General features: G+C 66.9%; 12 protein-coding genes and 1 tRNA gene. 5 read left to right on the top strand and 8 right to left on the bottom strand.

Going from position 1 to position 15,153, the window contains the following annotated elements:
* Window positions 1–267 precede the first annotated feature (267 nt).
* Window positions 268–344 (bottom strand) — tRNA-Arg (locus FHW94_RS09700).
* Window positions 345–467: 123 nt separating this feature from the next.
* Between FHW94_RS09700 and FHW94_RS23230 the strand changes: the two genes are divergently transcribed.
* Complete coding sequence (locus FHW94_RS23230) at window positions 468–938, top strand: hypothetical protein (RefSeq protein WP_246866051.1); 471 nt, start codon at window positions 468–470, stop codon at window positions 936–938.
* Window positions 939–983: 45 nt separating this feature from the next.
* Complete coding sequence (locus FHW94_RS09690) at window positions 984–1,508, top strand: MmcB family DNA repair protein (RefSeq protein WP_168555643.1); 525 nt, start codon at window positions 984–986, stop codon at window positions 1,506–1,508.
* On the opposite strand, the gene FHW94_RS09685 is transcribed toward FHW94_RS09690, so the two are convergent.
* The 5 genes from FHW94_RS09685 to FHW94_RS09665 all read right to left on the bottom strand — a co-directional run bounded on the left by FHW94_RS09685 (window position 1,502) and on the right by FHW94_RS09665 (window position 6,844).
* Window positions 1,502–1,939: a hypothetical protein gene (locus FHW94_RS09685; protein ID WP_168555642.1), complete on the bottom strand. Its 438-nt coding sequence runs from the start codon at window positions 1,937–1,939 to the stop codon at window positions 1,502–1,504. The two genes, FHW94_RS09690 and FHW94_RS09685, sit on opposite strands and share 7 nt — an antisense overlap.
* Before the next feature lie 82 nt (window positions 1,940–2,021).
* The gene (locus tag FHW94_RS09680) at window positions 2,022–3,137 is read right to left on the bottom strand and encodes a response regulator (protein ID WP_168555641.1); all 1,116 of its coding nucleotides are present in this window, start codon (window positions 3,135–3,137) and stop codon (window positions 2,022–2,024) included.
* Complete coding sequence (locus FHW94_RS09675) at window positions 3,134–3,580, bottom strand: response regulator (protein ID WP_168555640.1); 447 nt, start codon at window positions 3,578–3,580, stop codon at window positions 3,134–3,136. Before FHW94_RS09675 ends, FHW94_RS09680 begins: the two co-directional genes overlap by 4 nt.
* The gene (locus FHW94_RS09670) at window positions 3,573–5,078 is read right to left on the bottom strand and encodes a sensor histidine kinase (RefSeq protein ID WP_168555639.1); all 1,506 of its coding nucleotides are present in this window, start codon (window positions 5,076–5,078) and stop codon (window positions 3,573–3,575) included. Before FHW94_RS09670 ends, FHW94_RS09675 begins: the two co-directional genes overlap by 8 nt.
* Before the next feature lie 173 nt (window positions 5,079–5,251).
* Window positions 5,252–6,844, bottom strand: coding sequence for a DEAD/DEAH box helicase (locus FHW94_RS09665; protein ID WP_168555638.1), 1,593 nt, complete (start codon window positions 6,842–6,844; stop codon window positions 5,252–5,254).
* A gap of 312 nt (window positions 6,845–7,156) precedes the next feature.
* On the opposite strand from FHW94_RS09665, the gene FHW94_RS09660 reads away from it, so the two are divergent.
* Window positions 7,157–7,339: a DUF1289 domain-containing protein gene (locus FHW94_RS09660; protein WP_168555637.1), complete on the top strand. Its 183-nt coding sequence runs from the start codon at window positions 7,157–7,159 to the stop codon at window positions 7,337–7,339.
* A 212-nt stretch (window positions 7,340–7,551) separates the two neighbouring features.
* The gene (locus FHW94_RS09655; RefSeq protein WP_168555636.1) at window positions 7,552–8,139 is read left to right on the top strand and encodes a TMEM165/GDT1 family protein; all 588 of its coding nucleotides are present in this window, start codon (window positions 7,552–7,554) and stop codon (window positions 8,137–8,139) included.
* Window positions 8,140–8,365: 226 nt separating this feature from the next.
* Here the strand turns inward: FHW94_RS09655 and FHW94_RS09650 are convergent, their stop codons facing one another.
* Window positions 8,366–10,630 (bottom strand): NADP-dependent malic enzyme, encoded by a 2,265-nt coding sequence (locus FHW94_RS09650; RefSeq protein ID WP_168555635.1) that lies wholly within the window; start codon window positions 10,628–10,630, stop codon window positions 8,366–8,368.
* Between the two features lie 88 nt (window positions 10,631–10,718).
* Window positions 10,719–12,347 (bottom strand): hypothetical protein, encoded by a 1,629-nt coding sequence (locus FHW94_RS09645; protein WP_168555634.1) that lies wholly within the window; start codon window positions 12,345–12,347, stop codon window positions 10,719–10,721.
* Window positions 12,348–12,514: 167 nt separating this feature from the next.
* Between FHW94_RS09645 and mutS the strand changes: the two genes are divergently transcribed.
* Window positions 12,515–15,091, top strand: coding sequence for a DNA mismatch repair protein MutS (mutS, locus tag FHW94_RS09640; RefSeq protein WP_168556067.1), 2,577 nt, complete (start codon window positions 12,515–12,517; stop codon window positions 15,089–15,091).
* Window positions 15,092–15,153: the final 62 nt, after the last annotated feature.

The following is a 15,153-nucleotide window of genomic DNA, read 5'->3' as shown; positions in this document are numbered from 1 at the left end:
CGAGGTTCGGCGGCTTTATGCAAAATTGATCGAATCGGCACAATATGGGATCAATTACGATGACTGCTAAGTATATTCACCAATACTGCTGGATTCGGTCCGCTGAACTTCATTCGCGTGCCGACATGCCGTGTTAACGGTGAATTTGTTTTCGGATCGGCTTAAGCACAAATACGCGGGGTGCAGTCGCAGGGCGCGCGCCTGCGCATGACGCCACAGCCCGGGCACTTGGCCCAAGCCCTTGTCTTGCCGATGAAAGGGGGGAAATGGCGCACCCGACAGGATTCGAACCTGTGACCCCTGCCTTCGGAGGGCAGTACTCTATCCAGCTGAGCTACGGGTGCGTGAGGAGGCGCCCTAGCAGCGCGGGGCGGGGCTTGCCAGCGCTTTTTGCAGCGCTGGCGGGCGGGGCAAACACACGGCACAAAATTAGGAATCCGTTAACAGTCGCACCTTAGCCTTTCCGCATGGAACAGCCCCCCTTCCAGTCGTTCCGCCAGGCGGCGACAGGCCATGCCGCGCCGGGCCAGGCGCTGCCGGTCGGCGCGCCCGACGTGCTGGGTGCCGATCGCCTGGTCGCGCGGGCGCGGGCGGCGGGCACTTCGCCACTCGACACGGTGTGGATCGCGCTGCACGAAGCGGCCCGCGCCGTGGCCATGCTTGCCGGGCGCGGGCCCGAACCGCTGCGCCCCGATGTACGAAACTTCCCGGCGATCATGCGCTCCACCGGTGGATGGCGGGCCGAACGCGCGCGCCAGGGGATCGAGGATCTGGCCGCGATCCTGCAACCCGGGCTGCGCGCGCTGCTGGCCGCGCAGGGACGGACGCCGCCCGATGGGCTGCGCCGCGCCGCGCAAGTGCTGTGGCAGGAATTCGACACTGCCCGCGCCACGCTGCTCGAATTGATCCCGCCGCTCAATCTCAAGCCGCAGCGATAGGCGGCGCGGCTTTACCTGTTCGCATTATGTTCCTAATCTGGCGCCATGCCCGATTCGATTCTCGTCCCTTCCTCGCCCGTGCCACCTGTTGATGCGGCGGCCGTGCCGGCGCTGGCCGATGCCGCTGCGGTTGCGCGCGGGATTGCCCGGCTGTTTGCCCGCAACGATATCTGGTGCCTGGCGGAAATGCCGCTGCGCAATGGCCGCCGCGCCGATCTGATGGGCATCGATGGCAAGGGGCGGGTGGTGATCGTGGAAATCAAGGTCAGCCGCGCCGATCTGCTGGGCGATGCCAAGTGGCCTGAATACCTGGATCATTGCGATCGCTTCTATTGGGGGCTGGCGCCGCACCTGGATCGCGGCGTGCTTAACGACCCGGCTTTTCTGCCCGAAGCCTGCGGGATCATCGTGGCCGATGGTTATGACGCGGAAATCCTGCGGCCCGCGCCCAGCCTGCCGCTGGCGGCCGCGCGTCGCAAGGTGGAGGTGGAGCGGCTGGCGCGCGCCGCGCTGCGCCGCCAGGTGGTGGCCGCTGATCCGGCCTGCGCCACCTGGGCGATCGATTACTGATCCGCGCGCCCAGCGGCCCTGGGTTGACGATCCTGGGTTGACGCGCGCAGCACTTTGGACACCAGCGCCTGGGATACCGAAAGCACGCGCGCCGTCTCGGTCTGGGTCAGGCCGCGGGCCGCCAGGGCGACGATGGACGCATCGCGCGCCGCTCGCGCCGCCGCGCCGCGCCCGGCCAATGCCGCGGGCGCTTCGGGTGCATCGGCAACCGGTTCGGGCAGAGTGAGGCCGGGGCCGATGATGTCCCGCGTAGCCGTACGGCCATCGGCGGCGCTGGTGGCGAGGCGCGCCAGGCCGGCGATCTTGTCGATCGACAGGGTGCAGCGGGCCACGGCCGAATCCCCCATGGCCTGGCCCAGCAGGGCCATTACTGCTCCGGCAAAACCTTCATCGGCGGCTTTTTCCGCCTGACGCTTGCGCTTCTTGCCCATTACCGGCCTCTTTCGGCGTCAGAAATGATAGGGAGTTTATTCGTGATAGCATGAGTATCACGAATGGACCTGCCGGCAAGCGCTAGATATCGAAATCCAGCGGCTGTGTCTCGGCAAGGCACAAGTCGTCGCTGGCCAGTTTCAGCGTCAGGCAGGCACGGGTGCCCGGCCGCGCTTTGCCTTGATGGGCCGCGCCGTGCACCAGCTTTGCCCCGCGCGACCGCGTGAGCGCGTCGATCAGCCGCGTGCCAAGGCCGGTGCCCTGGACGGCGCCGTCGGCGGGCATGCCCTGGCCATCGTCTTCCACGCACAGCGTCAGGTGCGGCGCGGCATCGTCTTCGGCGGGCGCCACGTGCAGGGTGACGCGCACTTCGCCTTCCTCATCGGCCGGATAGGCGTATTTGCAGGCATTGCCGACCAGTTCGTTGGTCGCCAGGCCGATGGTCACGGCCAGATCGGTCTTGAGCCGCACCGGATCGGCATGCACGGTTACCGTGCGCGGCCGCTGGGCGGACCAGGCATCGCCCATGTCGGACGCCAGGGCCGCGAGATATTCGTCGATCGCCACGAATTCCACGTCGTTGGTGGTATAGAGGCGGCGGTTGACCTGGGCGATCGTGGCAATGCGTTGGTGGGCGCGGTGCAGCGCGTCGCGCGCAGCCTCGTTGTCCACGCTGCGCGCCTGCATCGAAACGAACGCCATGACCATCTGCAGATTGTTGGCCACGCGGTGGTTCACCTCGCGCAGCAGCGTTTCCAGCCGGGCATTGCTGGCGCGCAGATCCTGTTCGGCGCGATCGCGCGCGCCGCGCAGGGCGGCCGCTTCCAGCACTTGCTCGAAACTCTGGGCAAGAAGGTCGAAGAAATCCTCGCCTACCGCCTTGACCACATAGTCTTGCGCCCCGGCCTTGAGCGCGGCCACGGCAATCCGGCTTTCCTCCGACCCGGTGACATAGACCACAGGCGGGCAATCGGGCAGCGCGCGCAAGGCTTCCAGCGTGGACAGGCCATCCCGGCCGGGCATGTAGTGATCGACGGCAACCAGATCGAACCGTTCGCGCGTGGTCAGCGCAACGCCTTCATCTCCGCTGGCTGCGGTGGTGACGTCATAACCCTTGCGCGCCAGCACACGCGCCACGAGACGCCTTAGCCCCTCGTCGTCGTCGATGTAGAGAATGCGCGGGGCCTGTTGGGTCAAACCTCCTCCGCACTCGGTATCTGGATAACCGAGAGGAACAGGCCAAGCTGCCGGATCGCATCGGCAAAGCTTTCATAATTGACCGGTTTGGTGATGTAGACGTTGCAGCCCAGGTCGTAGCAGCGCTGGATTTCCACCTTGTCGTCGGTGGTGGTCAGCACAACCACCGGCGTGCGGCGCAGCGGGCCTGCATCGCTCTTGATCCGGGCAAGGATATCGATCCCGCTCATGTCGGGCAGGTTGAGATCGAGCAGCACCAGCGCGGGGCCGTTGTGGCTGGGGCCGTGTTCGCCGTCCAGCAGGAACGTGAGCGCCGAAGTGCCATCGACGAAATGGTGGATCGTGTTGGAAATACCCGCCCGGCGGATATTCTTCTCGATCAGACGGGCATGGCCCTCGTCGTCTTCGATCATCACGATGTTGACCGGACGTTGGTTATCCATTGCTTTCCGCGCCTTTCCATTCGATCGGAAGATTGACACGGAATGTAGCCCCTTGGCCCAGTTCCGATACCACCTCGATCACACCGCCCAGGCGATAGGCAAGCGCGCGAACATGCGCAAGGCCAATGCCTTCGCCTGGCTGGTCCTGCACGCCAGAGCGCCGGAAAAGGTCGAAGATGCGCTCGTGATCGCGCGGATCGATGCCGCGCCCGTTGTCGGTCACTTCGATGATGGCGCGCCCGCGCACAGCCTTGCCGCTGATGTGGATTTCACCCGGACGGCCAGGCTGCAGGTACTTGAGTGCGTTTTCCATGAGGTTGGACAGGATCTGTTCCACCGCGGTGCGGTCGCTCGTCACGGTGGGCAGTGGCGCGATGGTCAGGGCCGTGCCGGTTTCCATCAGACGGTGCTGGATGGAATCGGCGATGGAGCGCACCACCACGTTGAGGTCCAGCGCCTCGGGCGCCAGGGTGCGCCGCCCTTCGCGCGAGAGGCGCAGGATGGCGTTGATCAGCCGGTCCATCTTCTGGGTGGAACTGCGGATGAAGCCGATCGCCTCGGGCAGGTCTTCGGCAACGGCCCGGCGCACGTCTTCCTTGGAAGGCGTCGTCGCGCCGGGCTGTGCCGGATCGTCGAGCGAGCGGGCAATCACTTTCGTGGCCGCTTCGAGTTCGGCGGTGAAGCCCATGACATTGACCAGCGGGGAGCGCAGGTCGTGGCTCACGATATAGGCAAAGCGCTGGATCTCGGCGTTGGCGCGTTGCAATTCGGTGGTGCGTGAGTCGACCAGGCGCTCAAGATCGAGGTTGAGCGCGCTCAGTTCGAGCCGCGAGGCCCGCAATTCGCGCAGCGTGCGCCGCACCAGCAGGATCGTGGCGCTGGCCACGGCCAGGATCAGCAGGCAGATTGCCGCCAGGACCAGGTTGAACGTACGCAGGTTCTGCGTCTGCGTCGCTTCGCGCTGGCGCAACAGGTTGCGCTCTTCGTCGGCCATGGCATCGGCCGCCTTGCGGATCTGCCGGATGTGCACGACCACGGGATCGTTGAAGAAGTCTTGGCGCAGCGCGATCTGCGCTTTCCGGCCCCGGCCACGCTCGGCCCGTTCTGCCACGACATAGTCGGTCAGCAACTGGCGTATCACGCGAATGTTGGCGGCCTGCGTGGCATTGTCGAGGGTCTTTTTCTGCAGCACGTCAAGATCGGCCACTGCGCTGGCCAGCGCCTGGTCGAACAGGCCATTGAAGGCGGGATCGTCGCTCAGCAGGCGTCCGCGCCGCGCGGTTTCCATGCGTTCGGCCTTGCTGGCAAAGGCGCCGATGCGCGCCTGCACCTCCAGCGTATGGGCCACCCAGCGCTCGCTGTCGGTGTTGCGCTGCTGCGTCCACAGCGCCGCGCCAAGGCCGGCAAGCAAAGCGGCAAATCCGATCGAAAGCAGCGTGAGAATGAAGCGATTGACCCGGGCATCGCGGCCCAACGCGGTCAGCTTGGTCGATTGCATGGAAACCCTTCCCGCGCGGCCCGATCGAAAAATGGCGTCGCGCGCCCGTGGCCAGAATGCAGCCGGGTTCGCTTGGTTCCCGCGCCGCCAGCTGCCAATGAAAAGGGGCGCGTGCCGATTGGCGCGCGCCCCTCCTGTTCAGGGCCCTTGTTCAGGCCGCATGACCCAAGCGATCAGACCACGCGGCGCACCTTGTTGCGGTGCTGGCCGGTGGTGGCGGGGCCACGCGGGCGGAAGCGGCGCTTGGCCGCCGCTTCGCCGGTGGCCTCGTGCCGGGCATTGTCGGCGCGGGGCGCATCGACACGCTTGGCGCCATCGCTGCGCGGCGCCTCGCGGCGACGGTCCTGGCCGTTGCGATCGGCAGCCACGCGCTCGTCAGGGCGGCGTTCGGGGCGCGGCGCGGCCGTGCCGTCACGGCGCGGGGCATCGCCGCGGGCCGGCTGGCTGCGTCCGCCATCGCGGCGTGCGCCGTCACCACGGCCACCATCGCGACGACCGCCATCGCTGCGGCCGCCTTCTCCACGACCGACACCGGGGCGGCCCCGGCCGTGGTCACGGCGTGCTTCGTGTTCTTCATCCGCCGGGCGGCGGCTGGGCGCGGGCAGGCGCGCGGCATCGGCCAGGAAGTTTTCCGGCAGCGGCATGACAGCGGGCTTCACCTTGGTGAGGCGTTCGATATCACGCAGGTAGGGCTTTTCATCGGGCGCGCAGAAGCTGATCGCCACGCCATCGGCCCCGGCGCGCGCGGTGCGGCCGATGCGGTGGACATATTGTTCGGGCACGTTGGGTAGTTCGAAGTTGAACACGTGGCTCACCCCCGAAACGTCGATGCCGCGCGCGGCGATGTCGGTCGCCACCAGGATCGGGCACGAACCCTGGCGGAATGCCTCCAGCGCAGCGGTGCGCTGGGCCTGGCTCTTGTTGCCATGGATGGCGCGCGCATCGATGCCGGCGGCGGCCAGGTTGCGGGCCACGCGATCGGCACCGTGCTTGGTGCGGGTGAACACGATGCCGCGATCGAGCTGCTTTTCAGCAAGCAGGCGGCGCACGGTCAGCGACAGCAGCGCCTGCTTTTCGGGCTGGTTGAGGAAGCTGACGAACTGTTCGACGCGTTCGACCGTGGTCGATTGCGGGGCCACTTCGACGCGCACCGGGTTCTTGATGAACTGCTTGCCCAGATCTTCGATCGACTTGGGCATGGTGGCGGAAAAGAACAGGCTCTGGCGCTTGGCCGGCAGCAGGTTGGCCACCCGCTTGAGTGCGTGGATGAAGCCCAGGTCCATCATCTGGTCGGCTTCGTCCAGCACGAAGATTTCCACCCGGCTCAGGGTCAGCGCGCGGTTGTCGATCAGGTCGAGCAGGCGGCCAGGGGTGGCCACCAGCACGTCGACGCCCGGCACCAGGCGGCGGGCCTGCTTGCTGATGGGGATGCCACCGAACACGCAATCGACCGACAGCTTGAGGTTCTTGGCATAGCCCTTCATGTTGTCGGCAATCTGCGCGGCCAGTTCGCGCGTGGGCGACAGCACGAGCATGCGGCACGACGCCGGCTTGCGCGGCTGGGGATCGGCGGCCAGGCGGTGCAGCGAAGGCAGCGAGAACGCGGCGGTCTTGCCGGTGCCGGTCTGGGCAATGCCCAGCAGATCGCGCCCTTCCAGCAGGGCCGGAATGGATTGCTGCTGAATTGGGGTTGGATCGTTGTAGCCCTTGGTCTCAAGCGCGCGAAGAATCGGCTCGGCCAGGCCAAGGTCGGAAAAATAGGACATGGAGTTCCAGTGCTTTTCAAAGCCTCCCACGGCCGATCGCCAGTGGGCGACGGGCCGCGTGCGGCAAGGGTCGAACATGCGACCCCTTGCGTGATAAAGGGAGGCGGGTGGGGCACGATGCGCGCGGCCGGGGCGGATCGTTTCCGAAACGGTCGATCTCACGCTTGCCCGGGCCTCTGTCACCTGCTGCGCACATGGCCCCTAGGGGCATGGGCAGCGGGCGCATCGCACCTGCTGGGCACGGCCTTAGGGGCAAATGCTGCGCTGCGCAAGGAAATTGCGCGCCGGGCCTGCCAGGCCTATGACCATGCGATGGAAGCGCCACCCAGCCCATGCACCGGCGTCTGCGCGATCGATCCGGCCAGCGCGCAATGCCGGGGATGTGCGCGCACGATCACCGAAATCACCGCATGGTATCACGCCGAGCCGGCGGAAAAGCGTGCGATCCTGGCACGTTGTGAAAAACGCCTTGCCAGCAGCGGCAAGGCGCCGTAACGGCCGCCGCACGTCACTTGGGGAGTAGCCACCGCACAAGCCGTGCGGCGCCCAGCGTCAACATGCTTGGTCGAGAGGCCATGGCGCGGGCAGAGGCAGGCCGGATAGGCCTGCTGCGGGCAAGACCAAATGACAGCACGCGAATCGCTCGGCCGGGCGGATTTGCGCGTTGTCGTTTGTCTTGGTTTCGCCTGGCCCCGGATCATATCACCATGGCACCTTTGTTCGAGGCGTTCACGACCTCCACCGCTGTCGTCGCGCTGGCGGAAATCGGCGACAAGACGCAGCTTCTCGCCATTGTTCTGGCCACCCGCTTCAAAAAGCCGATGCCGATCGTGCTCGGCATCCTGGCAGCCACGATGGTCAACCATTTCCTGGCCGCGCTGGTCGGCATGGTCGCCGCCGACCTGCTGGATGGATTGTGGTTTCGCTATGCCATTGCCGCCGGCTTTATCGCCATGGGCCTGTGGACCCTGGTGCCCGACAAGCTGGACGAAGACGATGCCAGCACCCGGCCTGCGCGTTTCGGCGCATTCCTCACCACGCTGGTTGCGTTCTTCCTGGTGGAAATGGGTGACAAGACACAGGTTGCCACGATCGCGCTGGGCGCCCGCTTCCACGATGCCGTGGCGGTGACTGCGGGCACCACGCTGGGCATGATGCTGGCCAACGTGCCGGCCGTGTTCCTGGGCAACGCGCTGATCGCCCGCGTGCCGATGAGCCTGGTGCGCCTGGTGGCCGCCGCGCTGTTCATCGCCATCGGCGCATGGCTGCTGGCGCAGACTGCCGGGCTGGTGTGAGTGCAGGGCCCATTCCTGGGCGGATTATGCCGGGGCGGTCGTGCTTGGCCGCTCCGGCAACGGCAGCCAGCTTGTGCCCGTCCTGGCGCACAAGCTGGCTGCAAATCCGCGGGGTGTTGCCCGCTTAGAGCGCGATCGACTTTGACTGCGTCAAAGCCGGCGCTCTACCGTTTGATTTGCCGCATTTTCCGAGTCGGCAGGTGATCCCACCTGCCTTGAAAATGCTCTAGGCAGTGATGCCCGCCGCAGCGAGCACGGCCAGCGTGAGCAGGTCGGGCGCAGTCGCGGTCATCGGGGCGATCTGCACCGGCTTTTCCATGTTGAGCAGCATCGGCCCGATCATGGCGTTGCCGCCCAGTTCGCGCAGCAGCTTGGCCGAGATATTGGCCGATTGCAGGCCCGGCATGATCAGCACGTTGGCCGGTCCCGACAGGCGGCAGAACGGATAGGTCTGCATGATGCGCGGGTTGAGTGCGGCATCGGGCGCCATTTCGCCTTCGTATTCGAACCCGGGCTTGCGCTCGTCGAGAATGGCGACGGCATCACGCAGCGCATCAAGCCACTTGCCATAGGGATTGCCGAACGTGGAATAGGACAGGAACGCGACGCGCGGTTCGTGGCCCATGCGGCGCGCAACCGCGGCGGTTTCGATGGCGATGTCGGCCAGTTCTTCCGCGTTGGGGCGTTCGTTGACCGTGGTATCGGCCAGGAACACGGTCTGGTTCTTGCCCACCAGCAGGTGCACGCCGAACGGCAGGTGACCGGGCTTGGGCCCCAGGACGCGGCGGATTTCCTTCATCGTCTGGGCAAACGGGCGCGTGGTGCCGGTGATCATCGCATCGGCATGGCCCAGCGCCAGCAGCAGCGAGGCGAACACGTTGCGATCGTTGTTGACCATGCGGCGCACGTCGCGTTCCAGATAGCCGCGGCGCTGCAGGCGCGGATAGAGGTAGGCGACCATGTCTTCCACCAGCGGCGAGACATTGGAGTTGTGGATCTCGAAGCTCGACGGGTTGGAAACGCCCAGTTCCGACAGCTTGTCGAGCACGCCCTGGGTGCGGCCGACCAGCACCGGCGTGCCATAGCCGAAATCGCGGTACTGGATCGCGGCGCGAAGCACCACTTCCTGCTCCGCTTCGGCAAAGACGACCCGCTTGGGGTTCTGCTTCACGCTGGCATAGACGTTGGTGAGCACCGACGTGGTGGGGTTGAGGCGGGCCTTGAGGGTTTCGCGATAGGTTTCGAAATCCTCGATCGGCTTGCGCGCCACGCCCGAATCCATCGCGGCCTTGGCCACGGCCGAAGACACCACTTCCATCAGGCGCGGATCGAACGGCGCGGGAATGATGTAGTCCAGGCCGAACTGGTGGTTCTTGCCATAGGCGGCGGCCACTTCTTCGGGCACCGGCTCGCGCGCGAGTTCGGCGATCGCGGTGGCGGCCGCGATCTTCATTTCCTCGTTGATCGCCATGGCCTGCACATCGAGCGCGCCACGGAAGATATAGGGGAAGCCCAGGACGTTGTTGACCTGGTTGGGATAGTCCGAGCGGCCGGTGGCAATCACGCAGTCCGGACGCACGGCCTTGGCCGCGTTGGGATTGATCTCGGGATCGGGGTTGGCCATGGCGAAGATGATCGGCTGCGGCGCCATCTTCTTGACCCATTCGGGCTTGAGCGCGTCGGCCGCGGAAAGGCCCAGGAAGATGTCGGCGCCATCGAGCGCCTCTTCCAGGCTGCGCGCCGGGGTATCGACCGCGTGCGCGCTCTTCCACTGGTCCATGCTGTCGGTGCGGCCGCGATAGATCGTGCCGGAACGATCGCACATGATCACGTTGTCGTGGCGCACGCCCATGGCCTTGATCAGTTCGGTGCAGGCGATCGCAGCGGCGCCTGCGCCATTGACCACCACTTTCACTTCCGACATCGCGCGGCCGGTCAGGTGGCAGGCATTGAGCAGGCCGGCCGCGGTGATGATCGCGGTGCCGTGCTGGTCATCGTGCATCACCGGAATCTTCAAGCGCTCGCGCAAGGCCTGCTCGATGATGAAGCATTCCGGGGCCTTGATGTCTTCCAGGTTGATGCCGCCAAAGCTGGGCTCCATCAGGGCGACCGCCTCGATGAAAGCTTCGGGATCTTCGGTGGCCAGCTCGATGTCGATCGAGTCGACATCGGCAAAGCGCTTGAACAGCACCGCCTTGCCTTCCATCACCGGCTTGGAGGCCAGCGCGCCCAAGTTGCCCAGGCCCAGGATGGCCGTCCCGTTGGAAATCACCGCCACCAGGTTGCCCTTGGCGGTATAGTCATAGGCCGTGGCGGGGTTTTCGGCGATCGCCAGCACCGGCACCGCGACGCCCGGCGAATAGGCCAGGCTCAAGTCGCGCTGCGTGGCCATGGGCTTCGAGGCGATGATCTCGATTTTCCCGGGCCGGATGGTGTTGTGATAGAAAAGCGCCTCGCGTTCGGTGAAACGGACGTTGCTTTCCTCGGACATTGGCGCACTCCCGGCAGACTAGAAACTCCATAGCCCCTTGCACATTCGAATGCGGGAGGGAAGGCTTGAGCGCCTTAGAAATGAACCCTCATAAATCGCGGGGTTGCCAGGTGGGGAAGCCCAGGGGCCGCACGGCGAACAGCAGGCTGCGCCCCTGTTGCCATACCAGGCGCAGGCGCGGGTCGGGGTTGCGGGGCAGCCCGGTGTCGATCAGCCAGACATAGTCCACGCGCTCCACCGGGGCAAAGCGCAGCGCCGAGTCGATCGAGCGCAACCGCCCGCCGGCGCAGCCGCGCGACCACACGAATTCCGAAGGATCGGCCGCAAAGTTGCGGGCCGGGCGGAATCGCGGCACCACCATGTGCAGGCCGGGCACGGCCCAGTTGTCGTTCACCCAGGCCTGGCGATAGACGCTGGCCAGGCTGGCGAGGTGGTCGCGCCGGGTGTTGCGCCAGGATTCCTCCAGGCACGAATGCTCCACGAAAGTCAGCACGCGGCTGCCGGGCTCGATATGCTCGAGCGCGGAAAGCTGCTGGCGATAATCGTCGGCGTAATCGACGAAGCTGGCGGCTGTCACCACCGTGCGCAGGCCCAGCAGGATCAGCCCGCTATAGGCCACCAGGCGCGCCACGCGCGGGCGTGCGCCGCTCCAGTCCTGCAGGCCGAGCAGCAGCATCATCGCCGGCGGCAGCAGGCGTACGTCGACAAACGCGCTGCCGTTGATGTCGCTGGGGATGACCACGTAGAGGATCAGCACGCAAAGCCCTGGCAACCCGCGCTGCCAGTTCCACCGCCCGCCCAGGAACGCCCCGCCCAGCAGGAGGAGGTAGGCCGCGCCCGTGGTGATCGCATCGAGCGTGAAGGACTGGTCGCGCAGGGTGATGCCCAGCCACATGCCCTTCTGGTCCCACCGCCAGGTGTTGAGGCTGCGCGCCGGAGAGGGCGAGAACAGCTTCCACAACACGATCGTGAGCACCGTGGCGAGCAACGGCCAGCACAGCACGACCAGCCGCATGGCGGCCGCTTTCCAATCGTGGGTGGCAATCACGCTGCGCCAGCGCGACGGGCGCCACCAGCCCTTGGGCAGGTTGTCCACCTCGCGGCCAAAGGCATTGGCGCCAACCAGCACGGCCAGCAGCAATCCGCCGATGGCGTGGCACAGCATGGCCAGCGGCTGCGCCACCACCAGCAGCCCGGCACGGTCGCGCGGGCGGCTTTCCAGGGCTACCGCCGCGGCAAAGGCACAGAGCGACAGGCCCGTGCCCAGGATATAGTTGAGGAAGCCGGTCAGCAGCGGAAAGCTGAACACCCACATCAGTGCCCAGGGCGCACCATGCCCGCCGCGCGCATTGACCACGCGCACTGTGGCCAGGCATCCGCCGGCGAACAGGGCGGTGGCGATCACGGTGCTCCACCACCCGGCGGCCAGCACACCGAGCGGCGCGCCCAGCACTTTCATCAGCACGTCGCCGCCGATGTTGAGGGTGAACACCCACTTGAAGCCCAAGTACTTGCCCAGCGGGCTGTCGGGCCCCGCGGCCTCGATCGCGGCGGCACCCATGTGGCCGGGCACGTCGATCAGCGGTGGCACATCCACCAGCAGGAACGGCGCGCAGATCAGCAGCGTGCCCAGCACGATCGCCGGTATCGACAGCCACGGCAGGCCGTCCACGCGCCAATCAAGGTCGAACCAGGTCCGCTTCTCGGGAACTTGCATCGGGTCTCTTTTGCTACTGCCTCGGCAACGGGCGGCCATGCCCTTATCACGCCGCCCCGGCAATGGGGAGCCGTGCACCTGTTCATAAGGCGGGCACGCGGGTTTGAGAATGGGCCGGACCTGGGCTAGCCAAAGGGGCTATGCCTGCCACCCCCGCACCCACGCCGATGATGGCGCAATATCTTGCGCTCAAGGACCAGGCCCCCGATTGCCTGCTGTTCTATCGCATGGGCGATTTCTTCGAGCTGTTCTTCGACGATGCCCGCCAGGCTGCCCAGATCCTCGACATTGCGCTGACCAGCCGGGGCGAACACGGTGGCGCGCCGATCCCGATGTGCGGCGTGCCGGTGCATTCGGCGGAAAGCTATCTCGCCCGCCTGATCCGCGCCGGCTGCCGCGTGGCGATTGCCGAACAGGTCGAAAGCCCGGAAGAGGCGAAAAAGCGCGGTGGGTCCAAGACGCTAGTGGCGCGCGATATCGTGCGCTTCGTCACCGCCGGAACGCTCACCGAGGAAGCGCTGCTCAATCCGCGCGAATCCAACGTACTGGCGGCGGTTTGCCCGCTGCGCGACACGGTGGGCCTGGCCTCGTGCGACATTTCCACCGGGCGGATGGAGCTGGAAGAATGCCCGCCTGACCGGCTGGGCGCAGCGCTGGCGCGGCTGGGTGCGCGCGAAATCGTGGCGCCAGAGGATTGGGCCGAGGCGCCGCTCGACGCCGTGCCCCGCCACGGCCGCACGTTCGACAGCGCAACGGGCGAAGCGCGGCTGAAAGAGCTGCACGGCGTGGCCACGCTCGATGGCTTTGGGGTGTTCGGCCGCGCTATGCTGGCCGCCGCCGCTGGCCTGGTCGCCTATCTCGACCATGTCGGCCGTGGGCGCTTGCCACTGCTGCTGCCGCCGGTGGCGCGCGGGGCCGACGCGCACATGGCCATGGACGAGGCGACGCGCGCCAGCCTGGAAGTGCTGGTTTCATCGTCGGGCACGCGCAAGGGCAGCCTGGCCGATGCGGTGGACCGCTGCGTTACCGGCGCGGGCGCGCGCCTGCTGGCCGAAGACCTTGCCGCCCCGCTGCTCGATCTGGCGCAGATCCGCGCCCGCCTGGAAACCGTGCAGTGGCTGGGCGATGATCCGATCCTGCGCGCCGACGTGCGCGGCGCCTTGCGCACCGTGCCCGACCTGGGCCGCGCGCTGGGCCGCGTGGTCGCCGGACGGGGGAGCCCGCGCGATCTGGGCCAGTTGCGCGATGGCCTGGCGCAGGCGCGGCATCTGCACGATGCCCTGGCCCAGCGCGCCGATTGCCCGGCACTGGTGCGAGCCCTGCTGCCACACCTGGCCGGCCACGGCGCCTTGGTGGACCTGTTTGCCCGCGCCCTGGTGCCCACGCCGCCCACCGAGCGCAGCCAGGGCGGGTTCATTGCCGAAGGCTATGACGCGGGCCTTGACGAACTGCGCCTGGCGGCCGGCAATTCGCGCCGCGCGATTGCCGCGCTGGAAGCCAAATACCGCGACGAGACCGGCGTCGCCGCGCTCAAGATCCGCCACAACGGCGTGCTGGGCTATTTCATCGAAGTGCCGGCCCGCCATGCCGACCGGCTGATGGCGCCGGATTCGGGCTTCACCCATCGCCAGACGATGGCCGGCGCGGTGCGCTTCAACGCCCTTGCGCTGCACGAGGAAGCCAGCCGCATTGCCGAAGCGGGCGGGCATGCCCTGGCGGCCGAGGAAGCCCATTTCGAAGACCTGATCGCCCATGCCGTGGCCGCGCGCGAAGGCATTGCCGCCACCGCCGCCGCGCTCGCCCGGATCGACGTGGCCGCCAGCCACGCCGAGCGCGCGAGCGAAGGCGGCTGGTGCCTGCCCCAGGTGGTCGAAGCACCGGTGCTGGCGATCGAGGGTGGCCGCCATCCCGTGGTCGAAGCTGCGCTGGCCAAGGCGGGTGAGCGGTTCGTGGCCAACGATTGCCAGCTTGGCGAAACCGACCGGCTGTGGCTGGTGGGTGGGCCCAACATGGGCGGCAAGTCCACGTTCCTGCGGCAGAACGCGCTGATCGTGCTGCTGGCCCAGGCGGGCAGTTATGTGCCGGCGCAAAGCGCCACGGTGGGCCTGGTCGACCGGCTGTTCAGCCGCGTCGGCGCGAGCGACAACCTGGCGCGTGGCCGCTCCACCTTCATGGTGGAAATGGTCGAAACCGCCGCGATCCTGCAACAGGCCGGGCCGCGCAGTTTCGTGATCCTCGATGAAGTGGGGCGCGGCACGTCTACTTACGACGGCCTGGCCTTGGCTTGGGCCGTGGCCGAAGCGGTGCACGAAGTGAACCGCAGCCGCTGCCTGTTCGCCACCCATTACCACGAGATGCAGCGCCTGGCCGAAACCTGCCCCGCGCTCTCGCTGCACCATGTGCGGGCGCGCGAATGGAAGGGCGATCTCGTCCTGCTGCACGAATTGGCGCAGGGCCCGGCCGACAAGTCCTATGGCCTGGCCGTCGCCCGCCTGGCCGGCGTGCCCGAAGCCGTGGTGAAGCGCGCGCGCGGCGTGCTCGACAAGCTGGAAAAGGGCCGTGCCGCTACCGGCGGGCTGGCTGCCGGGCTGGACGACCTGCCGCTGTTTGCCGCCGCGATCGAAGCGGCCGAGGACAAGGTGGATGCCCTGCGCGAAAAGCTCAACGCGCTCGACATCGATGCGCTGTCCCCCCGCGCCGCGCTGGACCTGCTTTATGAATTGAAGCGCGAGGCCAATAGCTGAGGTATTGCGCCGGGGGCTTCGTCGGGCTCAGCCCGAACGGGATTTCAGGAGAAAATTTCTCC

It is taken from the genome of Novosphingobium sp. SG720 (assembly GCF_012275365.1).
Taxonomy (GTDB): Bacteria; Pseudomonadota; Alphaproteobacteria; order Sphingomonadales; family Sphingomonadaceae; genus Novosphingobium; species Novosphingobium rhizosphaerae.
This window is presented reverse-complemented; position numbering and strand designations above follow the sequence as displayed.